Source organism: Hymenobacter sp. GOD-10R, assembly GCF_035609205.1.
Taxonomy (GTDB): domain Bacteria; phylum Bacteroidota; class Bacteroidia; order Cytophagales; family Hymenobacteraceae; genus Hymenobacter.
The window spans coordinates 3,395,078-3,415,621 of record NZ_CP141184.1 but is presented as its reverse complement, the minus strand read 5'-3'; the positions used below and the strand labels follow the sequence as shown (position 1 = coordinate 3,415,621).

Sequence of the window (20,544 nt, the reverse complement as noted above, 5' to 3'; positions counted from 1 at the left end):
GCCATGATAAAGTTTGCCTTTCAGGTGCAGCGGGAGTTTCTGGAAAGTCTGGTCCAGGTGTGGAGACAACTAACCGCATCGTTGCAAGCCGACAGCCCACGGCCGTATCTTGAGGATGCAACACTAAATGATTCCGATAGGACTAATTATACTCAAGCCGCCGAGCACGCGCTTCTGGGCTCGCCCGTAGTTGGAGAGTAAGATTCTGTACTCAACGGCTTTCTGCGGGCAGCGGAAAGAATACGCTGAAGGTGCTTCCCACCCCTGGTTGGCTCCGTACGGCAACATGCCCACCGGCTTGCTCCACCATCCGTTTAACCATATAGAGCCCAACGCCTGCTCCATCCACGTGCGTGTGGTAGCGGCGGAACATACCAAATAGCTCGGTTTGGTGCTCCAAGTCAATTCCGAGGCCGTTGTCTTCTACGCTCAGTTCTACTTCTTGCTCGTTTTGTTGGCACCGAATAACAATGTGCGGCAATCGTTCGGGATGTTGGTACTTGAGCGCATTGCTTAACAAGTTGTAGATCACTGAACGTAACGTTTTGGCGGGTACCTGTAGCAATGCGCAGTCCGTGACGACTACGTCTATTTGTGCGGGCGTCACGGCTAAAAGCGGAGCTAGGTCTAGTTGCACCCCCTCAATAAGGCTGCCTAGGTCCACTGCTTCCGCTGGCTCGACTCCTTCCTGCAAGCGAGTAACCTCGGTGAGATGGGATAGGGTAGTGCGGAAGCGCTCAATAGCATCTTGGATGAGAGTGAGGACATATTCCACCGTGTCATTGCGTTGTTCGACAGGTAGCTCCGCTTGTAACATATGCAGCAGTCCTTCGATGTTCGTGATGGGCGCCTTTAGATCATGGGAGGCCGTGTACACGAAGGTGTCTAGGTCTGCATTGGTCCGCTGGAGGTGCTCGTTGATGGTATGCAGTTCCTCGTTGAGTGCCTGTACTCGCTGGCGAGCTTGGACCTGCTCTGTTGCTTCAATGCCAATGGCAATGACACCCGATACGTGGCCATTTTCGCCATAGAGGGGGTGGAATCCAAAGTTTACGTAGCCCTGCTCCGGGAGCCCAGTAGTGGAGTGCACCAAGCTGATGGGTGCTTCGGTCACAAAGAAGGCGGTGCCCGTCGTTAGTACGTTCGTTAGAATTTGCTCTAAGCCCGGGGCTGCTGCTTCGGGTATGGCCTCAAAATAGGGGCGGCTTAGTACGTGGGCCGACGAAGGGCCCCAAATCTGACCCATAGCGGCGTTTGCCAGTTCCACGACGAATGTAGGCCCGCGCAGGATCGCAATGGCGAAGGGAGCTTGCTCAAACAAGCGCTCTAGCTCAGCTTGTTGCGCCTCCCGCTGTTGCTGTAGCAACACTTGCGCCGTTACGTCCAAGAAAAAGGCGGCTACTCCTGCAATAAGGCCCTGCTCACGGTAGGCTTGGTAGATTAAATTGAAGTAGCGTGTTTCCAAGGAGTCATCAAGTCCCGCGGGCACTACGAGCGGCAACTCGGTGTCGGTGTAGGTTTTACCGGTCGTATACACTTGGTCGAGATGGGCGATGGTTCCGCGTGCTACGAAATCGGGGTAGGTTTCCTTTAGGGTTCGTCCTGGCAAGCGGTCGGCTGGAAAAAGCTGCTGGAAGGCCGGGTTGAAGTAGTCGATGCGGTGGTCTGGTGCACGTAGCAGCGCAATGGCCACCGGTGCTTGCTCAAAGATATGGTACAAGTCCTGACGCTCTTGGGCGCGGCGTTGCGCCGTATACGTGGCAGCAGCGTGCGTTAAGCCACGGCCAGCATACTCGGCTACTAAGCCAAAAAAAGAGCGGTAGGCTTCGTCCCACGGGCGCCGGGCGCTCAGCCCGACGATGAGCACGGTTGTCGTTTGTTCGCTACCATTATCAACTGGCAACGGGAGCAGCAAGGCCTGAATGGGCGCTTCGGGCCAATCGTCTGCTGGCCACGGGTTGAAACGCGCTGCGAGGGAGGGTACCAGCACCGGACTTTCTTGCCGGAGCACATCAGCAATGGGCCAACCTAGGTCGCTGGGCGGCGCCACGGCCACCGTGGCGGGCGCGGTGGGCTCCCCAGCGGGCAGGCCATACCAGGCCTGTAAATGAGCGTGCGGCGCAGCTGCCTCGTGCGTGTAGAGCAACGCAAACGGCACATCCGCTGGGTTGGTAGACAAGGCCGCAATCAGATGTTGAACTGCCTCCTCGGGCTGCGTCGACAAGGCCGTGAGCGCCGTCAGGTGGCTTAGCATCGCCAGGCGCCGCTCGTTGATGACGGTTGACGTTGTTTCAATAGCCGTAGCCAGAATGCCTGCTATCTGATCAGCCTCGTCATACAAGGGGCTGTGCGAGAAGGTGAAATAGACTTCTTCGATAAACCCCTGGCGATTAGGCTCCACGAGCTGGTTTTCGAAATAGGTGGTTTCGCCGGCTCGTACCCGCTCGAAGATCGGTGTCAGAAACGACCAAATCTCCCCCCACCAGGGCTGCGCGGGTTGCCCCAAAGCGCCGGGGTGCTTGTCTTGCAGGATAGCTGCGTACCCATCGTTGTAGAAATGCACCAACTCTGGGCCCCAATGCACCATCATGGGAAAATGAGAGGCGAGCATAATGCGCACGGCGGTACGCAAGCTTTGGGGCCAGCCGGCCACTGGACCTAGCAATGTGGTCGACCAATCTAGCTCGCGGATGCGCTGTCCCATCTCACCACCGCCGGGGAATAGGCGGGCGGCTAAAGCAGCATCGTGTAGAAAATCTTCAGGGGAGGACGTAAGCACAGGCAAGGACTAGGCGAAGAAGATAGGTGCCTATTGTAGGCGTGCTATACGAGAAGTAGAAACACTTAGCTACCACTGGCGTTGTCAGCACAGTGGGGCAAGATACTACGTTGTACGATTGCGCTGCTGCTTTTTTGGGCGTAACGTGCGAAATGTATGGTTGGTAGCTAGCTACTTAGCCGACCAACTGCCTTCGTCGGCACGAGTAGAACCCACTTACCTACCCACCGAATAATTCGGCTCTTGCCCTTCCCTAAGGCCTGCCTCAACTAGGGGCAGCGTCTTTCTCGGCGGAACATACGCCCTGCTCTCCTAGGAACGGAGCGCCGGTGGTTTTTACCAAATGGTAATTCCTCCTAGTGCCCTAGGCGTGATCTTTGGTCCAATCCGACTGCCTGCGAGGCCCTTCCCACTGACTGCTTGTTCTGATGACCACCTCACCACTCGACCACTTCTTGCTGCAATTCTATCCGTTCACCTCGCAGCAGTTGCAACTCATTCGCAGCCAAGCAGTGGAACGCACCTACCCGCCGGGTGCGTATTTCTCCGAGGCTGGGCGAGTGGCGCGAGAAATCGGGTTTATCGTGACCGGCATTTTTCGCGTCTGCTACTTCGACCGGGAGGGCGCCGAACATACCAAGTACTTTGTGGAAGAGAACCGCTTCGTGGTGGACCTGCAAAGCTATCAGTTCCAGCAGCCTGCCACCGAGTACGTGCAAGCCGTGACGGAAACACACGTGCTCGTGTTCCCGGCTTCCGCTTGGCAGGAGCTGAGCCTGACCATTGTCGCGTGGCCCCAAGTGGAGCAGAAGCTTTTCACGCGGGCCCTGCTGGAAAAGATGAACCGCCGCAGCGCGCTGGTGAGTCCCAACGGAACCACCCGCTACGAGCAGTTTCTGACCACGTTCCCGGGCCTAGCCAATCGTATTCCGCTCGCGCACCTAGCTTCCTATATTGGAGTGACGCCGCAGTCGCTGAGTCGTATTCGCCGCCACCTAGGTACGTTGCCCTCTGAGCCAGCAGCCGACTGATCTGTTTGGTGCGATGCCCTCAGCGTTTGCTGTCCTTTTGCACGGGTACGCTACGGGTTGGCGTAAGGCAACGGCGCGAGTTAAATAGGTACACGCCGCCGTAAATTACCAAAAGGTAAGTAGGCTGTCCAGCGGCTACGGGACCTTTGCGCTGTACTTAACCTTTCGCACAACGCATGAAACATGTCCTCATTACCGGGGCCAATAAAAGTATTGGCTTGGAAACCGCTCGGCAGTTAGCACAACAAGGCTATTTTGTGTTCCTCGGCTGCCGGGACCTAGCTAAAGGGCAGCAGGCCGTGGCCCACCTAGCCGAGACTGGTCTCGCCCACGTCGAAGCCGTTCAACTTGATGTCTGCGATAAAGCCTCCATTCAGGCCGCCGAAAAGACGATCCGGGAGAAGACTACCGTCCTGGATGGATTGATTAACAATGCCGGCGTACTGGGTCAGCTGCCGCAACACGCCTCCGAGACCAGCCTCGATCAGCTACGGGAAGTCTTCGAGACCAACTTCTTCGGCGCCATTGAGGTAACGCAAGCCTTCCTCGGTTTGCTTAAGAGCGCGCCGGTGCCTGTTGTTGTCAACATCACCTCGGGCTTGGCCTCCCTGACGTTGCAAAGCGACCCGACGTGGATCCATGCACCTTATAAACTAGCGGCCTACGGCTCCTCTAAGACGGCACTGAATGCCTATACCGTCTTTCTGGCGGACGAGCTGCGCGAGCAGGGCTTCAAAGTCAACGCCGTAGATCCGGGGCAAACGGCCACCGATTTTACCGGTTACCAAGGCGGGGCGGTAACGGATGCGGCTCAGTTTGTGGCGCAGTACGCCACCCTCGGCGCTGACGGGCCCACCGGCAAGTACTTTAGCCGGGATGCACCGGCCGGCGAAACCGAAAGTCCCTGGTAGCCCAGGCACCCTTGCCGCCAAAAGTATTCGCAGGGCAACTCAGCTGAAGTTGCCCTGCGAGCGCAGGGGTGGGATGAAGGCGCTCATCAGGTGGGTCCATTAGAAAGCGCACGTCCGTATCACCGGCTTTTGCGTCAACCCCCAGACTCAGATTAGCGCTTAGAAATGTGCCTCTAAGTGACAGAAATTTGCCGAGTCCCAGCCGCTATGACGAATTTGTAAACCAAAAAGCTGAAGAGGACGATATCCATTACCTCGGCCTAGGAAATGCCCAAAAGCCCGTACTCAGCACCAGCAGGGCTAGAAAGAGCTGCTTTTTGGCATTACGGGGTGGCGGTTGCTTGGCAAGTCTAACTTCATTAAGATGTCAGTCTGCACGTCGTCGCCTAGCTTAAATACATGCTTGTCGAACTCGACAAAGCCGTTTTTCTGGTAGAAGCGAATGGCCCGCGGGTTTTCTTCCCACACCCCGAGCCACACGTATTCCGCTTGCGCCTGCTGCGCAAGAGTCAGGGCCTGCTCGTAGAGCTGTTGGCCAACGCGCTGTCCGTGAAATTCGTGCAGGACGTAGATGCGCTCGATTTCGAGAGCGTGGGCGGCTTGCTGCTCCGTTTGAGCTGGTCCAGTGTTTACCTTCAGATACCCGATAACGCGGCCTGCCTGCTCGGCGAAGTAAAAGGCCGAGTGTGGTTCTCGCAGCTCAGCAGTCAGCTTTTCACTGGAAAAACCTTCAGCTAGATAGGTCTGCATATTCTGCTCAGAATTACTGGCGGCGAACGTCTCAAAAAACGTCTGGCGGCCGATCTGCTGTAAGCGGTCAAGGTCGGACAAACCGGCTTGGTTAATAGTGATGGGTTCCATGTTGCTTTTGCGGGTTCACTTACTGTGTTGTTATTCTAGTTTCTTTGGGCAGGCGCAGGGGCATAGCCGTTGCATGCTAGCTCCATTCCACTACTCGACTACGCATGAGCTTACCGGAAATTTTGCACGCTACGTATCCATTGCCTCCGGCCTCGCTCGACAAGCTGCTGGCGTTAGCCGAATATGTGGCGTTGCCGAAGGGCACTTGCTTGTTTCGGGATGATACCCTAGCTCAATTCGTCTACGTCTTGCAGCACGGCCTAGCACGGGTCTATGCCCGGCGCGCAGACCGGGAGGTAACCTTCTGGTTTTCGGAAGCAGGGGCCGTCCTGGTGTCGATTCGGGGCTACACGGAGCAAGCCGTAAGCTACGAGACCATTGAACTGTTAGAAGATAGCGGCCTGTTTCGGCTCCCCATGCAGGCGTTGCAAGACCTGTATCGCACCGACTTACACCTAGCCAATTGGGGGCGGGTACTGGTAGAACGCGTCTGGCGGCAGGCGGAACAGCAGTTTATTGCCCGGCAGTTTCGCACGGCCGAGGAGCGCTATGCGGACCTGTTGGCGCACAGTCCGCACTTGCTCCAGCGCGTAGCGTTGGGCCACATTGCATCGTACCTAGGCATTACGCAAGTCACATTAAGCCGTGTCCGAGCCAAGCTCAAATGAACCCCACACCCGCGGCCCAATGCGCGTTCAAAACGCGTAGACCGTCCCAATAGCACCTGCGTTAAGCTTAGATTGAACAAGTAAAAGCTAGGCTCCAAGCTAGCATTACCGATTCGCCGGCAGCCTTTGCCTTGCCCAGAAAAAAGGCAACTTCGGACAGCCCAGCTGGGATGAGAAACAACCATTACATGACGGATAATAACGTGTAGGGCAAAGGTCCACAACAGGCTCCGCGATTCTTTTTACCAATGTTAAAAATGCTACGAGAAGTACTGACCGATAGCTCAGCACAGTAAAATTGGCTCTTGAGTGTGCAGCGGCAGGTAATGTTGGGGGCATCCTTTCAACCAAGGCCACTATTGTGCACGGAAGAGAGCATTGCTGTTACTCTACGTACAGAAGCGAATCTTCTCATCTTGGACCTGTTCGGGCTGGTATCCGGCCACCTACTCATCGAGGTATTGGTGCACGAACTTGATGGCCATGCTGCCTTCGCCCACGGCCGAGGCCACGCGGGCCATGGCGCCCGCCCGGCCGTCACCGGCGGCGAAGAGGCCGGGTACGCAGGTTTCGAGTAGGTAGGGCTCGCGCTCTTTTTTCCAGGACTCTTTGTAGCGCGGGTCGGCTACTAGGTCGCGACCGGTGAGCAGATAGCCTTTGGCATCGCAGATGGCAAGGTGGCAAACCCATTCGGTGCTGGGCTTGGCTCCGATGAAAATAAACAACGCTCGAGCCGGGTGCTTCTCGGGGGGCTGCCCATCCCGCTGCACAACTACGGCCTCCAGCGACTGGCCTCCGCAGGCCTCACGGAGCTGCGTGTGGGGTACAATCTCGATGTTGGGCGTCTGGCTGATTTGCGTAATCAAGTAGGCCGACATGCTGGCTTCGAGCGTCGCGCCCCGAATTACGAGGAACACCCGGGAGGCATAGGTAGCTAGGTACATAGCAGCTTGGCCGGCCGAATTGCCGCCGCCCACGATGTACACTGGCTGGCCCGCGCAGCTGCGAGCCTCGGTGCGGGCGGCCCCGTAGTACACTCCGGCCCCGCTTAGGCGGTCGAGGCCGGGCGCGTCGAGCTTGCGGTAGCTGACGCCAGTGGTTAGCACCACGGCGCGGGCGCGGATTTTGGTGTCGTCGCTCAGGGTTAAGACCTTATAGCCATCTTGCACGCACAGGTCTAGTACTTCCTGCGGGGCCATGAATTCGGCCCCTAGGCGAATGGCTTGCGACCAGGCGCGGTGCGCCAGTTCGGCGCCGCTGAGGCCGGTGGGGAAACCTAAGTAGTTTTCGATGCGCGACGATGCGCCCGCTTGCCCGCCGGGTGTTTGCCGTTCAATGATGAGCGTTTTCAGCCCCTCCGAAGCCCCGTACACGGCGGCCGCTAGCCCCGCTGGGCCCGCCCCGATGACGACTACATCGTACAGCTCCTGTTGGGCCGCGACCAGCAGCCCTAGGTGCCGGGCTAGGTCAAGCTTGTCGGGCCGCGCTACTACCCGCCCATCGGGGCAGATAACGACGGGCAAATCGTCGGCCGTGAACTCGGTAGTGGCCAGCAGGGTAGCGGCTTCCGCATCCTTTTCAATATCCAGCCACTGGTAGCCCACCAAGTAGCCGCTCAGAAAATCCTTGAGCTCGTGCGACAGGGGCGACCACTGAAACCCGATGAGCCGTAGGCCCGCAAACCGCGGCCGGTAGTTGGCTTGCCAGCTCGCCAGCAAGTCGTGCAGCACGGGGTAGAGCAGCTGCTCGGGCGGGTCCCAGGGCTTGAGTAGGTAGTAGTCGAGCTGGGCCGAATTGATGGCCCGGATGGCCGCTGCCGTATCGGCGTAGGCGGTCAGTAGCACGCGCTTGGTATCGGGGAAAAGCGCCAGGGCATGCGCGAGGACTTCTACGCCTTCCACCTCGGGCATGCGCTGGTCGGCCAGCACCAGGGCGAGCGGCTCAGAGCGAGTGCGCAGTTCATCGAGGGTCGTCAGGGCCTCAGGACCCGACGCCACGGGCAGAATGCGGTAGTCGCCCCGAAACTCTTGGCGCAGGTCGCGGGTGATGGCCGCGAGCACCTGGGGGTCGTCGTCAACTACGAGGATGGCGGGCTTTTTCATAATTCAGAAAGGAGCAGATTACGTGATGGGCAGCCAAGCCGTAAACTCAGTGCGCCCAGGTACCGAAGTAACTTCCAGCCTACCCCCGTGCTCTTGCACAATGCGCCGGGCAATGTCGAGCCCTAGGCCAGTGCCCTCGCCCAGGGGCTTGGTGGTGTAAAAGGGCTCGAACATGTGCGCCAGCACCTCGGGCGTGATGCCGCTGCCATTGTCTACCACACTCACGCCTAGTCGGTTGGCTTGCGGGCGCACGCGCACGGTCAGTTCGCCGCCGTTGGGGGGCAGGGCGTCTAAGGCGTTGTCAATCAGATTGGTCCACACTTGGTTAAGGCTGCTTACTTGGCCGGTAATCAGGGGCAAGTCGGGGGCATAGTCGCGAACGAGGTGCACGTTTTTCTCGCGCAGGGCGTAGGCAAACAAGTGCAGCGTGCTGATGCGCCGGCTGGCCTCGCCGATGTCGCGGGCCAAGCGCGCTGCCGCTAGGTGGCCGCTGAGCCAGGCAAAGGCCGGTAGCCGCGCCAAGTCGGGTAGCTGGGCTGCGACCGGGGTAAGGGCAGCGGCATCGAGGCCGGCATCGAGCAGGCCCGCCGCCAGGGCGTAGCCATCGGGGCAGCCCTGAGTTTCGAGCCAGTCGGCTAGCTCCTCTTCGCGGTCGGCGGCTTGCAGGGCGGTGAGGGGCGGTGGCAACTCGGTGGGCAGCACGGCCAGGGCCATCACGCGGGCTACCAGCTCGGTGGGCGGGCACGTGGCCAGCAGCTTGAGCAGCAGCGTCGGAATAACATCCAGTGCCTTAGTAAGGGAGGCCGACGCCCGGCTGATGGCCGCGGCCGGGTTGTTGAGTTCGTGCGAGAGGCCGGCCGATAGCTTACCTAAGGCCCGCAGCTTATCGTCGCGCTCTTGGGTGCGGACTTCGTCGCGGGCGCGGTCGTTCATGATGCCCACCAGACGCTGCACCAACTCGGGACTCACCTGCTCTAGGGTCGGAAACTGCGCGCTGGCCAGCTCATACAGCACCGTATCGCCCACGGCTACGCCCTGCGCCGGATACACCTGGAGCCGCGAATAGGGGAGCAAACCGCCTACATCGCCAGTTTCGAGGCGGAAGCTGCGCCCACCCGGCACGCCGGGCAGCAGCGTGTGCGTGCCGCCGCGCACCACAGCCAGCAGCCGGTCGGCCGGGGCGCCCGCTAGTACTATGGGCTCTCCGTCGGCATAGTGGCGCAGCTCCCCGGCTTTCAGCAGCCAGGCTAGTACGCTGGGCGGCAAGCCCTGAAAGGCCGTAACACCATGTAAAGCCGTCGGGTCGATGGGCAGGGATTCGGCCATGAGGATAGAGATGAAAGCAGTTGAGTAGCAGGACGTAGCCAAGTACTTGTGGCACCCCTAGCACCCTAGGCCGGCGCCCGGCGATTAGTACTCCGCAAATTCTTGGTCGGGGTAGCAATACACCCAACGCTCGCCGCGCTCGGCCGACGATACCACCGGGTGCTGCGTGGCGTGGAAGTGTTTGGTCGCGTGTGTGTTCTTAGACTGGTCGCAGCAGCCGACGTGGCCGCACTCCTGACACGTGCGCAGGTGCACCCAGGTGTCGCCTAGGGCCACGCACTCGGGGCAGACGTGCTGCGGGGCCGTTTTCAGATGCGCCGGGTCGAGCGCCGAGAGGTGGGAGCAGAGAGAAGCCATAAGGAAAGCAAAAAAACAGGTAAGTGAAAGGTGGTAAGCTGCTTAAGTGCGCTCGACCAAATAAGCAGCTACTTCGGCTAGGCGGTTCGAGGACCCCCACTCATTGTTGTACCACTAGGCCACCGATAGCAACTGGCCCTGCTTGGCCGTGAGCGGCAAGTCGATAATGCATGCTCAGAAAGACCTTAGTGAGAGAGTAGCAAAATCAGGCAACAACTTGGTTCAATGTCAACTAGCCGCAAAGGTGCTCGCCGGCCAAGGCTGGTTTTGTTGACATTTATCAAGAAAGTGGTTAGCAGAACCCGCGCGCCTAGTTTAGCTAGCGAGTCAGGTTGCGCATCGGGGTAGAGGTAGGCAGGGACCACACGCGAGTCGTTTGTAAAAGCTGGTACCCCAAAGCGCGAGGAAGTGGACGCCAGGATTAAGCGCTACAGCGAAGCGCTGAGTAGCCTCTCACAGGCACGTTTCGGATAGCCGTGGCCGTGCTGTTGTACAGGAAAATCTGTGTACCACCGAGCTCATTAGCAGTCCAGTATCATGACTACTGCGCTGAGGATAAGCTAGTAACTACCAATGGTCCAGCAAGGCGCAATTAATTGCGCCTTGCTGGACCATTGCCCTTGTTGAGATAAATGGTATTGCCTACAGCTGGCGGCGAATACGGCTGAGCGTCTCGGCCGTGAGCCCCAAGTAGGAGGCAACCATATGCTGCGGAATGCGCTGGGCCAGGCCCGGGTACTTTTGCAGAAACTCGCGGTACTTCTCCTCGGCCGAATAGCTGATAGCCGAGTGCACCCGACTTTGCGCGGCCATAAAGCTGCGCTGCACCAAGGCGTTAATCACCTTATCGAAGGCTGGCACTTCGCGGCGTAGTCTCTCAAAGTCGTCGTTTTTAAGCACTATTACCGTGGAATCCTCGATGGCCTCGATGTTGTAGCGCGAGGGCCGGCCGGAAAGCAGGCTTTCCTGGTCGGTGGCCCACCAATTTTCCACGGCAAACCCAATGATGTGTTCCAAGCCTTTGGCATCGACGGAGTAGGTGCGCAAGCAGCCGCTAGCCACGAAAGCATTGGACTGCCACACGTCGCCGGCCTGGAGCAGATACTGCCGCTTGCGCAGCGGGCGCACGACACTCGCCGCTTTTATCTGCTCGATTTCGGCTGGGGTAAAGAACGTTTTACCCTGTAAATACTGCTCAAACACCGCAAACATGGACGTGGGCTAGGATGGTACCAAGCGCAAAAGAAATGACTTTCTCGCTTGGTACCATCCTAGCCCACGCGCCTAGTTGTCGAACTGTGGTCTACCTAGATAGCTCTCAGACCTATTCCTAATTAGGAATGCTGTGGGTACTTAAGGTAGCAAGAGCACCGAGCCGGTAGTGCGCCGGGCTTCCAAATCTGCGTGGGCCTGGGCGGATTCGGCTAGAGGGTAGGTCTGGGTCGTTAGCTCCCCAAACTAGCCTTGTTGGAGGGCGACATACACCTCGGTGGCGGCTTGTGCTAGCGTAGCTTGGGTGGGCAGGTAAGTGCCCAGAACCGGCGATACTACAGTCAGCTGCCGCTGGGCGAGCACGGTTGGCGCCACCGGTTGGGGCCGCCCCGACGAGCCGTAGAGCACGAGCGTACCGCCGGGTTTTACCACGGGTACGGAGGCGGCAAACGTCGCTTGCCCTACGCCATCGTACACAACATCAACGCCTTGCCCAGCGGTAATTTCCAGCACATGCGCCGCAAAGTCTTCTTGGTCGGTAGCAATGGCGTAGTCGAGATAGGGCTGTACGACGGCCAGCTTCGCGGCCGTGCCGACCGTGCCGATAACGGTGGCCCCTAGCGCCCGGGCCCAGCGTGCCGTGAGCGAGCCCACGCCGCCGGCAGCGGCGTGCACCAGTACTACGCTGCCCGCCTGGACCGGATAAATGCGCCGGAGCAAGGCCCACGCCATCAGCCCCTTGGTGGTTACGGCCGCCGCCTGGGCTAAGGTGATGCCATCGGGTAGGTGCACTAGGCCGTTGGTGGGCATTAGGCGAACTTCCGCGTACGCTCCCACCACAAAGTGATACGCTACCCGGTCGCCGACCCTAAAACCAGTTACGCCCGGGCCGACGGCCTCGATGGTACCGGCTGCCTCGACGCCGGGCACGAACGGAAACGAAGTAACCGCGAAGCTGCCGTTGCGGAAGTAGGTATCAACGAAGTTGACGCCAATGGCTGCTTGGCGCACGCGCACTTGCCCCAGCCCGGGTGCCCCGATGTTTTCCTGGCCATACACCAAGACGGAAGGTGGTCCGGGCGCTTGCATAGACACGACGCCGGTGGGCGCCGCTGCTGAAAGTGGCTCCATAGAGATACTAGCGAAAGAAGGTGAATACGTGACGGGTGCGCCAGCTAGGCGCTTTGCCCGCCATCCACATTGATGGTGGCGCCGGTGATGTAGGAAGCTTCGGCGCTAGCCAGGAAGGCCACCGTGGCGGCAATTTCCTCGACCCGCCCGTAGCGCCCGAGCGCCGTGCCGGCGGCTTGCGCAGGGGCGAAGTCGCTCGTGGCGGGGTTCATTTCCGTATCGATGTTGCCAGGCTGTATCACGTTCACGGTGATGCCTTTGGGACCTAGGTCGCGGGCCCAGCCACGGGTGTAGGCTGCCACGGCTGCTTTGGTAGCCACGTAGTCGGCAATGCCGGGATAGGGAGCCCGACTACCGCCGGTAGACCCGATAGAGATAATGCGCCCACCCTCCCCAATGAAGGGTACGGCGGCCCGCACGGTGGCTGCTACCCCCGTCACGTTCACGGCCAGTTGCCGGTCGAAGGCGGCTAAGTCGGCGGCGGCATCATCAACGGTACCCGTGATGAACAAGCCCGCATTATTCACCAGCACATCAATGCGTCCGAACAGTACGACCGTTTCGTCAATAGCGGCCCGAATGGCGGCTGTATCGCCACTGTCGGCCCGAATAGCTAGCGCCCGGCGGCCCGTGCTGGCTAGCTCGGCCACGATGGCTTCGGCTTGGGAGGCAGAGTGGGTGTAGGTGAAGGCCACATCGGCGCCTTCTGCGGCCAAGCGGCGCACAATACCGGCCCCAATGCCGCGGCTGCCACCCGTTACAAATGCGATTTTATCGGTCAAGCGATTCATAAAAAGGAGAGGTTATTCAATGAGTGTTTCGGCTGACTTGCTGCGGGTTGCAAGTAGTGTCGGCCCAGCTTATCCGGGCTCTCTCGACATGACAAAGGTTCCCTAATCCTTGCGCCTCCTTCCTTGACAATTATCAAGAAAACACGTTGGCAATTGTCAAGAGCGAAATCTGGCCCTAGGTCAATTAATAGCCCCTGCCTTCTACCTTAACTGGGGTAAAAGCAGAGGCTGAGAGAATTGAACGCCGAACGGTAGCTTAGCCGAGGTACTTCTTCAGCTCCGCCGCTGCGTGCACAAATAGCGACTTAACCGCCGGCACCTCGGCCAGCGCATTGAGGAGGCCGAAATCGTGAATCATGCCGTTGTAGCGGATGGTGGTGGTGGGCACGCCGGCCTCGCTGAGCTTGTGGCCGTAGGCTTCGCCCTCGTCGCGCAGGATGTCATTTTCGGCCACTTGAATGAGGGCGGGGGGTAGGCCGGCTAGCTGCTCGGAGGTGGCGTTGAGGGGCGACGCGTGTATCTGGGCTCGCTCGGCGGGGTCGGTGGTATAGGTGCTCCACATCCACTTCATTAGCGGGGCAGTCAGAAACCGGTCTTGGGCGTACAGCTCGAACGACTCGGTGTCGAAGGCGGCGGAGGTTACGGGCCACATCAGGACTTGTAGCTTGATGTGCGGACCGCCTTTCTCCTTGGCCATGAGGCAGGTAACAGCCGACATATTGCCGCCTACGCTGTTGCCGACTACGGCCAAGCGCTGGCCATCCACGTTGATTTCCGCACCGTTCGCGGCGACCCACTTGGTGGCGGCGTAGATTTCGTTGATGGCTTGCGGATACTGCGCATCCGGGCTAGGCGTGTAGTCGACGAACACAGCCACGAAGCCCGATTCTATTACCAGGTCGCGCACCATGCGCTGGTGGGTAGGGAAGTCGCCCAGCACCCAGCCGCCGCCGTGGATGAAGATGAACACGGGCAGCACCGTATTAGCGGTGCCGGTGGGGCGCACGATGTGCAGGGGTATCGTGTAGCCGTCTTGCTCAATGATGCGCTGCGTGGTTTCCACGCCCGAGAGGTCCACGTTGACCGAAGCCTGCGCGCCGACCAACACCTGGCGGGCGTCGGGCACGGGCAAGGTTTCAAGGCCGGGGCCGCCGGTATTCAGGGCTTTGAGAAACTCGATTACCTGCGGGTCGAGATGTTGGTCGGTGGCAAAAGGAGGAGCTTGCATAGGCTTGATAAGTGGGGAGTTACGCACATGGTGGTGCTGAGTGAAAGAGAAGTAGCTGGGCGGCTCGCCGCTACGCCGGGAACTGGGCTAGGTTAGTGCCAGACAGTGGACCGGGAAACTGCTGGAAACGGCCACCGATGGCCAAGCTGCCTAGGTCGATGCCAGCAAAGCCCATGGCATCGAGCATCTGGAGCACTTCCGCCTTGGCCGAAGCATCGTCGCCGGAAATGAAGATGACTCGCTTGCCGCCGCCCTCGTTCGGGTCGAGGGCCAAAATGGCCGCGCCTGTTGCATTAAAGCCCTTGACCACGCGGGCGCCGGGCGCTTGCTCGGCCACGAGTTCGGTAGAGGTTTTTGGGCCTAGGTCCAGTGGTTTGAAATCGGGGAAGTGGATGGCATTAGTCGTATCCACGACCACCTGGCCCCGCCAGGCGGGCACGTTAGCCAGCACCTCGGCCACGGCATCCCACGGCACCGACAGCAGCACGAGGTCGGCCTGCACGGCTTCCTCGACGGTACCCGCCCGCACGCCCGGTCCTATGGTAGCCGCTAGCTCGGCTAGGGCAGCCGGCCCCGATTTGCTACTAATGGTAATCTCGAAACCGGCTTTGGCCGCGTGGCGAACGAACGCTTGGGCAATATTGCCCGCGCCGATGGTTCCTATTTTCATGTGTTTAGGTTGTGGTGAAATGTGAATAAAAAGTTGGGAGCGAGTGGCCTGCTAGTGCGCGCTGGCGGGCCGGTAGCCCGGAGCTACCAAGCGGTACCAGTCGGGGTGCTGGTGGATGTAGCGCGCCACAAACGGGCACAGCGGAATGATGGTCAGGTGGCGCTCGTCGGCCTGGTGCAGCACTTTTTCTACGAGGGCGCTGCCTACGCCTTGGCCTTGCAGGTCGGCGGGCACTTCGGTGTGTATCAGGCTGAGGTACTGGTGATGAAGCTGGTACTGCACCAGCGCAGTAGCATCCGCAACGGCCAGCTCAAACTGCTGGTCGTAGGTATTATCAGTGAGGGGCAGGGCTTGGTAGGTCGGGTTCATAGCAGAGTAATGCGGGTCGATAAATCTTGCGGCGACGTGACCGGCTCGTAGTGAATCTGCCCGTAGTCGCCAGCGAAAAAGTCTTCGTAAGCCGTGGCTATTTCGGCGTGGCTGTTCATCACGAAGGGCCCCTGGGCCACGAGCGGCTCGGTAATTGGCTCGCCGCCAAACACCAGCACGCTCAAAGGCTCAATGCTAGGGTTGGTGAAGGTGATGGGCTTCGTTTCGGCGCCAAACAGCACCAACTCGCTCTGGCCGTAGGGCTGGCCGTTGAGCCGCGCTGGCTCGGCTGGCACGAAGGCGGCATAGTCCAGGCCGAGCTTGGTGGCGAGGGTGAAGGTGGCCTTGGGGTTGAGCTGCAAGTGGTACAAGAACTGCGGACTGCTGGTGGGCACCGGCGAGGCAGCATCGCCCAGCGCCCCGAGCAACACCCGCAGGCTGCCAGCCGCCTCGGGCAGCAGTACTTCGGGCACCGCCGTCGAGTGCAGGGCTAGGTAGTCGGGGGCTTCCGCTTTGTGGCGGGCGGGCAAGTTTATCCAAAACTGAAGCGCGTGCAGCACGCCGCCTTTGGCCTGAAAATCCAGGCTCAAGTTTTCGTCGTGCAGCACACCCCGGCCGGCCTTCATCCACTGCGCGCCGCCGGCGGATACCACGCCGTGGTGGCCGGCGCTGTCGTAGTGCTCCAGGGCGCCGCTCAGCACGTAGGTGAAGGTGGCGATGCCGCGGTGGGGGTGGGCCGTTTCGCCGGTGGGCGCCTTCGGCACCTGGGGCTCAAACCGGGTGGGATACACATGGTCGAGGAAAACGAACGGGCCCACGGCAGCAACCATGCGGCTGGGCAGCAGCCGGTTGACGAGTAGTTTGCCCACTCGGGCATTGGTGCCCCCAACCTGCGCAATGATGGATTTGGTCATGGCGTGCGTGCTTGTTAGCAGCGCCTTCGTTAGATGCTGCTGCTGCAAAGGTGACCAGCTTGACCAAGGGGTTTCCTTGACTTTTATCAAGAAAGCACTGCGGCGGGTTGAGTTTTGGCTGCCAGCAGCTTGGTGCGAATGCGGCTCAGCGTTTCGGGCAAAATGCCCAGGTAGGAGGCAATCAAATGCTGCGGAAAGCGGTGTTCGTAGCTGGGGTGCTGGGCCAAAAAGGCCACGTAGCGTTCCTCGGCCGTGCTAGATATGGCGGCTTCCAAGCGTTTCTGGGTGGCAATGTCGTGGCGCCGGTCTAGCCCCCGCATCAGCTCGGCCATGGCCGGCACGGTGCGGCGTAGCTCCTGCATTTGCGCGTGCGTTATCAGCAGCAGGCTAGCATCTTCCAGCGCCTCCACGTAATAGCGCGAGGGCGTGAGCAACACGCAGCTTTCCCGGTCGCCGATCCACCAGTTTTCGACCCCTAGGCTGAGCACGTGTTCCCCGCCTTTTTCGTCCATGCTGTACATTCGCAGTGCGCCCGCCAGCACAAAGGCAAAGTGCTTGCACACCTCGCCGGCCCGCAGCAGAAATGCCTTCTTTTTCAGCTTCTTCGGCGTAAACGCGGCGCAGATACGAGCAAAGTCCGCGTTGGAAACGGGCGTTGAAATACCAGCATCGATGTACGTGCGAAAAGCCTGCATAGGGAGCGAGTAGTAAGCGAGAGGAACCTAGGGTGTTCGGTAATCCAAAACCACATTTAGGAGTCGGCCGTAGCCGCGACGTGCGGCAGCTTGGTGCGGATGCGGCTTAGGGTTTCGGGCGAAATACCCAGATAGGACGCAATCATGAGCTGCGAAAACCGCTGCACATAAGTGGGATGCTGGGCAATGAAGGCGGCGTAGCGCTCCTCGGCCGAGCAGGAAATGGCATCGTGCAGGCGCCGTTGGGTGGCAATGGCGTTGCGCTCGTCCTGGATGCGTACCAACTCGGCCACCAGTGGCACCCGGCGCACTAATTCCTGCGCTTGGGGGCAGTTGATAAGTAGTAGCTGTGAATCTTCCACGGCATCAATATAGTAGCGAGAAGGCGTGAGCTGCGACCAGCTTTCCCGGTCGCCTATCCACATGTCTTCTACCCCCAACACGTGGATTTGCTTGTTGCCTCGGGCATCCACGGTGTAGAGGCGCAGCGCGCCCTGCACCACAAAGGCCTGATACCGGCATACTTCTCCCGCCTGCAACAGGTATTGTTTCTTCTGAAGCCGATAAGGCAGCAATTCCGCTATAATCAGTGCAAAATCAGCGTCGGAAATAGTCGAGCGGGTTTGCTGGTCGATGTAGTTGCGAAGAGCCTGCATAGTAGGGGCGAAGGAGCGGAAAAGGTCAGAACTGCTCAGCTAGTTGCCAAATAGGTGCCAACGCCCTAACGTAGCCAAGGATATGTGTGTTAAGTATCTTGAAGATAGATTGTTAAGTGTAGAAAAGTATAGAGTTTTATGAGTTAAGAAAATCTCCAATGTCTTGGATTATCCAATATATTGGAGATTTTTTTGGATAAACTTCCCACAAGCGGCAGCTTTGCGGCGCCCCTTTCACCGTTGGGGCTTCTTACACTTAGAAGCGTAGATCCAACGTGTTTTCAGATCCAATAGGCGCCTAGCTAGCCAATTGCCACACCTCATCCAAAGCCTATGCTCGCCCTCGCCGAACCCGCCGCTCTCGTTCTCATCGTAGAAGACGAGTTCTTGATTGCCAACGACCTAGGTGACATTCTGGAAGGCGCGGGCTACCAGGTGCTAGGGCTAGCCGAGTCGGGCGCGGAGGCGCGGGCCCTGGTGGCGGAAAGCCGTCCCTCAGTGGTGCTGCTGGACATCTTTTTGAAAGGCGCGGAAACGGGTATCGAGCTGGCGCACTGGCTCAATCAGCAGCACATTCCCTTCGTGTTCTTGTCGGCCAACCTCACCGACGACGTGTTGGCCGCGGCGAAGGTGACGGAACCGTTTGGCTTTCTCAATAAGCCCTTCCGCGAGCGGGACGTGCTGGCCGCCCTCGAAATAGCCCGCTACCGCCACGCCCATAGCCAGGAAGCTAGGCTGCGCCAGCAGCAACAAACCCAAATAGCCGTCAACAAGGCCATTGTCACGCTGCACGACCGGGAGCAGCTGTGCCAGGCCATTGCCACGCAGGTCAACCAGTTTGTGCGCATTGACGTGCTCAATCTGTGCCTTAGTCAGCCCGAGGAGCAGATTTTCTATTGGTTGCTGCTGCGCCGCACGCCTCAGGGCACGTTTGAGCGGGTGCGCCTGCCGGAGCTATTTGGTCCCGGCACGCCCTCAGAACGGCTAAGTCTGCAAGCGCACCCTATGGCCGCCGATCCAGGCAACCGGCAGGGTATTTTCAGTGGGGTGGCATTCGAGACCCTAAGCCAGGAATTTAGTATGGCCCAGGCGATTAGTGAGGCCTTCGGGATTCAATCCATGGCGTTTTTTCCGGTGGTGTTGCAGCAGCGTACGTTCACCAGTCTGCAGCTAGGTACCACAGCGGCCGCGGGGTTTACGCCCGATGACTACGCCGCAGTTAGCCTCATCATCCCGCAGATTGCCCTCGCCCTAGACAACCTACTAGCTTACGAGGAGCTGGAAAGCCGGCGGCAGATCAAGGCCACCGAGCTAGCCATTGCCAGTGCGTTCCGCAACGGCCGAAATAGCGCCGAAATAGCGCCGCAGGTTGCGGCCGCCATTAGCGAGCTGCTGCCTCTCGACCTGCTCAGTTTCTATAGGGTAGGGCGCGTCTTGCGCCAACCCAGCGCCATGGACGCCACCGTCGGCAACCAGGGCGGCCACTTCCAGCTATTGCCCCTGGAAGCCATGCCCATGCCCGACAGCGTTGAGGAGGCCGGGCACATCCTAGAAGGGATGGACGCTTGGCTGCGACAGCCCTTGCTCCACGTAGGGGAGAAGGCCGCGCAAGCGAGGGAGCTCAACCCAGTGACCCGCTATTACAGCAACTTGCTCCAGCTTAAGTCCTCTATGTCCGTGCCCATTATGCTGAAGGGCCAGCCCGTGGTGGTGCTCATCGTAGCTAGCAAGGCAGCGTACGCGTACACGGCGAAGGACTTACAACTACTACAAGAACTGACCGAACGGCTCGCCGTGGCCCTGGATAACCTACTAGCCTACGAGCGCATCCGCCAGCTAAGTGAGCAGCTAGAGCAGGAGAAAACCTACCTCAGCGAAGAGCTGAAAACCAGCCACAACTTCGAGGAAATCATTGGCACGAGCCCGGCGCTACTAGAAGTGCTGCGGGGGGTAGGCCAGGTAGCGCCCACCGATGCCACCGTGCTGCTGCTAGGCGAAACCGGCACCGGCAAGGAGTTGATTGCCCGCGCCGTGCACAACCGCTCGCCGCGCAGCACCCGCACCATGGTGAAGGTAAACTGCGCTGCCCTACCTGCACAACTTATCGAATCCGAGCTGTTTGGGCACGAGAAAGGCAGCTACACGGGCGCTACCGAGCGGCGGGTGGGCAAGTTCGAGCTAGCTCACGGCAGCACCCTTTTTCTGGATGAAATCGGCGAGCTGCCTTTAGAGTTGCAAGCCAAGCTGCTACGCGTGCTCCAGGAAAAAGAGATTGAACGCATTGGCGGCAAGGATCCGCTTCGAGTGGATGTGCGCATCATTGCCGCGACTAACCGCGAGCTAGCCGAAGAAGTAGCCGCCGGCCGCTTCCGCGCCGACCTCTACTACCGGCTCAACGTGTTTCCGCTGGAGCTACCGCCGCTCCGCACCCGCCCCGAGGACCTGCTGCCGCTCGCCACGTACTTCCTGCGTAAGCTTAGCCAGAAGCTTGGCAAGCCCTTCACCAGCATTGCCAATGCTTCCTTGCAGCAAATTCAGCACTACGCTTGGCCAGGCAATATTCGGGAGCTGGAAAACGTGTTGGAGCGCGCCGCCATCCTGTCTACCCCGCCAACCTTGCAGCTCGCCGCGCCGCTATTGCCCAGCGCACCCCCTCGCAACGAGGTGAAGCCCATGCAGGATACCATGCGCGAGACTATTCTGGCCGCCCTCACCCAAACTAACTACCGCATTCGGGGGCCGCGCGGAGCCGCCGTGCTGCTGGGCGTAAAAGCCACTACGCTGGAAGCCCGCATGAAAAAGTTAGGTATTGCCTCGCGCAAAGAAAGCCGCGCGGAGTAGCC

18 protein-coding genes are annotated in these 20,544 nt (G+C 59.5%); 4 read left to right on the top strand and 14 right to left on the bottom strand.

Going from position 1 to position 20,544, the window contains the following annotated elements; genetic code table 11:
• Positions 1 to 211 precede the first annotated feature (211 nt).
• Positions 212 to 2,779, bottom strand: a complete 2,568-nt coding sequence (locus tag SD425_RS13740; protein ID WP_324670507.1) for a sensor histidine kinase — start codon at positions 2,777 to 2,779, stop codon at positions 212 to 214.
• A 428-nt stretch (positions 2,780 to 3,207) separates the two neighbouring features.
• Between SD425_RS13740 and SD425_RS13735 the strand changes: the two genes are divergently transcribed.
• Both SD425_RS13735 and SD425_RS13730 read left to right on the top strand, forming a co-directional pair.
• Complete coding sequence (locus SD425_RS13735; RefSeq protein ID WP_324670506.1) at positions 3,208 to 3,810, top strand: Crp/Fnr family transcriptional regulator; 603 nt, start codon at positions 3,208 to 3,210, stop codon at positions 3,808 to 3,810.
• 176 nt (positions 3,811 to 3,986) lie between these two features.
• Entirely contained in the window at positions 3,987 to 4,721 is a 735-nt protein-coding gene (locus SD425_RS13730) for an SDR family NAD(P)-dependent oxidoreductase (protein ID WP_324670505.1), read from the top strand.
• A 300-nt stretch (positions 4,722 to 5,021) separates the two neighbouring features.
• Here SD425_RS13730 and SD425_RS13725 read toward each other — a convergent pair whose 3' ends face one another.
• Entirely contained in the window at positions 5,022 to 5,582 is a 561-nt protein-coding gene (locus SD425_RS13725; protein WP_324670504.1) for a GNAT family N-acetyltransferase, read from the bottom strand.
• A 104-nt stretch (positions 5,583 to 5,686) separates the two neighbouring features.
• Here SD425_RS13725 and SD425_RS13720 point away from each other — a divergent pair, with 104 nt between their 5' ends.
• Positions 5,687 to 6,250 carry a Crp/Fnr family transcriptional regulator gene (locus tag SD425_RS13720; protein WP_324670503.1) on the top strand — a complete coding sequence of 188 codons (564 nt, stop codon included), beginning with the start codon at positions 5,687 to 5,689 and terminating at the stop codon, positions 6,248 to 6,250.
• A gap of 446 nt (positions 6,251 to 6,696) precedes the next feature.
• Here SD425_RS13720 and SD425_RS13715 read toward each other — a convergent pair whose 3' ends face one another.
• The 12 genes from SD425_RS13715 to SD425_RS13660 form a co-directional block, all read right to left on the bottom strand.
• On the bottom strand, positions 6,697 to 8,352 hold the full coding sequence (locus SD425_RS13715; protein ID WP_324670502.1) for an FAD-dependent oxidoreductase: 1,656 nt from the start codon (positions 8,350 to 8,352) through the stop codon (positions 6,697 to 6,699).
• An 18-nt stretch (positions 8,353 to 8,370) separates the two neighbouring features.
• The gene (locus SD425_RS13710) at positions 8,371 to 9,678 is read right to left on the bottom strand and encodes a sensor histidine kinase (RefSeq protein ID WP_324670501.1); all 1,308 of its coding nucleotides are present in this window, start codon (positions 9,676 to 9,678) and stop codon (positions 8,371 to 8,373) included.
• A gap of 84 nt (positions 9,679 to 9,762) precedes the next feature.
• Entirely contained in the window at positions 9,763 to 10,035 is a 273-nt protein-coding gene (locus tag SD425_RS13705) for a UBP-type zinc finger domain-containing protein (protein WP_086595769.1), read from the bottom strand.
• Positions 10,036 to 10,677: 642 nt separating this feature from the next.
• On the bottom strand, positions 10,678 to 11,247 hold the full coding sequence (locus SD425_RS13700; RefSeq protein WP_324670500.1) for a Crp/Fnr family transcriptional regulator: 570 nt from the start codon (positions 11,245 to 11,247) through the stop codon (positions 10,678 to 10,680).
• Between the two features lie 246 nt (positions 11,248 to 11,493).
• Positions 11,494 to 12,378, bottom strand: coding sequence for a quinone oxidoreductase (locus tag SD425_RS13695; RefSeq protein ID WP_324670499.1), 885 nt, complete (start codon positions 12,376 to 12,378; stop codon positions 11,494 to 11,496).
• 44 nt (positions 12,379 to 12,422) lie between these two features.
• A complete protein-coding gene (locus SD425_RS13690) occupies positions 12,423 to 13,169 on the bottom strand; it encodes an SDR family NAD(P)-dependent oxidoreductase (protein WP_324670498.1) in 747 nt (248 codons plus the stop codon).
• A 256-nt stretch (positions 13,170 to 13,425) separates the two neighbouring features.
• Positions 13,426 to 14,397 carry an alpha/beta hydrolase gene (locus tag SD425_RS13685; RefSeq protein WP_324670497.1) on the bottom strand — a complete coding sequence of 324 codons (972 nt, stop codon included), beginning with the start codon at positions 14,395 to 14,397 and terminating at the stop codon, positions 13,426 to 13,428.
• Positions 14,398 to 14,467: 70 nt separating this feature from the next.
• Positions 14,468 to 15,067, bottom strand: a complete 600-nt coding sequence (locus SD425_RS13680) for an NADPH-dependent F420 reductase (protein ID WP_324670496.1) — start codon at positions 15,065 to 15,067, stop codon at positions 14,468 to 14,470.
• Positions 15,068 to 15,118: 51 nt separating this feature from the next.
• Positions 15,119 to 15,436, bottom strand: a complete 318-nt coding sequence (locus SD425_RS13675; RefSeq protein WP_324670495.1) for a GNAT family N-acetyltransferase — start codon at positions 15,434 to 15,436, stop codon at positions 15,119 to 15,121.
• Positions 15,433 to 16,350, bottom strand: a complete 918-nt coding sequence (locus SD425_RS13670; RefSeq protein WP_324670494.1) for a pirin family protein — start codon at positions 16,348 to 16,350, stop codon at positions 15,433 to 15,435. Before SD425_RS13670 ends, SD425_RS13675 begins: the two co-directional genes overlap by 4 nt.
• Positions 16,351 to 16,436: 86 nt before the next feature.
• On the bottom strand, positions 16,437 to 17,045 hold the full coding sequence (locus tag SD425_RS13665) for a Crp/Fnr family transcriptional regulator (protein ID WP_324670493.1): 609 nt from the start codon (positions 17,043 to 17,045) through the stop codon (positions 16,437 to 16,439).
• A 56-nt stretch (positions 17,046 to 17,101) separates the two neighbouring features.
• Entirely contained in the window at positions 17,102 to 17,701 is a 600-nt protein-coding gene (locus SD425_RS13660; RefSeq protein WP_324670492.1) for a Crp/Fnr family transcriptional regulator, read from the bottom strand.
• 333 nt (positions 17,702 to 18,034) lie between these two features.
• Between SD425_RS13660 and SD425_RS13655 the strand changes: the two genes are divergently transcribed.
• A complete protein-coding gene (locus SD425_RS13655) occupies positions 18,035 to 20,542 on the top strand; it encodes a sigma 54-interacting transcriptional regulator (RefSeq protein ID WP_324670491.1) in 2,508 nt (835 codons plus the stop codon).
• Positions 20,543 to 20,544: the final 2 nt, after the last annotated feature.

Excerpts from the sequence above, each read along its gene's own strand:
- SD425_RS13735 (WP_324670506.1), top strand. The coding sequence starts at position 3,208 with ATGACCACCTCACCACTCGACCACTTCTTGCTGCAATTCTATCCGTTC.
- SD425_RS13730 (WP_324670505.1), top strand. The coding sequence starts at position 3,987 with ATGAAACATGTCCTCATTACCGGGGCCAATAAAAGTATTGGCTTGGAA.
- SD425_RS13725 (WP_324670504.1), bottom strand. The coding sequence starts at position 5,582 with ATGGAACCCATCACTATTAACCAAGCCGGTTTGTCCGACCTTGACCGC.
- SD425_RS13720 (WP_324670503.1), top strand. The coding sequence starts at position 5,687 with ATGAGCTTACCGGAAATTTTGCACGCTACGTATCCATTGCCTCCGGCC.
- SD425_RS13715 (WP_324670502.1), bottom strand. The coding sequence starts at position 8,352 with ATGAAAAAGCCCGCCATCCTCGTAGTTGACGACGACCCCCAGGTGCTC.
- SD425_RS13710 (WP_324670501.1), bottom strand. The coding sequence starts at position 9,678 with ATGGCCGAATCCCTGCCCATCGACCCGACGGCTTTACATGGTGTTACG.
- SD425_RS13705 (WP_086595769.1), bottom strand. The coding sequence starts at position 10,035 with ATGGCTTCTCTCTGCTCCCACCTCTCGGCGCTCGACCCGGCGCATCTG.
- SD425_RS13700 (WP_324670500.1), bottom strand. The coding sequence starts at position 11,247 with ATGTTTGCGGTGTTTGAGCAGTATTTACAGGGTAAAACGTTCTTTACC.
- SD425_RS13695 (WP_324670499.1), bottom strand. The coding sequence starts at position 12,378 with ATGGAGCCACTTTCAGCAGCGGCGCCCACCGGCGTCGTGTCTATGCAA.
- SD425_RS13690 (WP_324670498.1), bottom strand. The coding sequence starts at position 13,169 with ATGAATCGCTTGACCGATAAAATCGCATTTGTAACGGGTGGCAGCCGC.
- SD425_RS13685 (WP_324670497.1), bottom strand. The coding sequence starts at position 14,397 with ATGCAAGCTCCTCCTTTTGCCACCGACCAACATCTCGACCCGCAGGTA.
- SD425_RS13680 (WP_324670496.1), bottom strand. The coding sequence starts at position 15,067 with ATGAAAATAGGAACCATCGGCGCGGGCAATATTGCCCAAGCGTTCGTT.
- SD425_RS13675 (WP_324670495.1), bottom strand. The coding sequence starts at position 15,436 with ATGAACCCGACCTACCAAGCCCTGCCCCTCACTGATAATACCTACGAC.
- SD425_RS13670 (WP_324670494.1), bottom strand. The coding sequence starts at position 16,350 with ATGACCAAATCCATCATTGCGCAGGTTGGGGGCACCAATGCCCGAGTG.
- SD425_RS13665 (WP_324670493.1), bottom strand. The coding sequence starts at position 17,045 with ATGCAGGCTTTTCGCACGTACATCGATGCTGGTATTTCAACGCCCGTT.
- SD425_RS13660 (WP_324670492.1), bottom strand. The coding sequence starts at position 17,701 with ATGCAGGCTCTTCGCAACTACATCGACCAGCAAACCCGCTCGACTATT.
- SD425_RS13655 (WP_324670491.1), top strand. The coding sequence starts at position 18,035 with ATGCTCGCCCTCGCCGAACCCGCCGCTCTCGTTCTCATCGTAGAAGAC.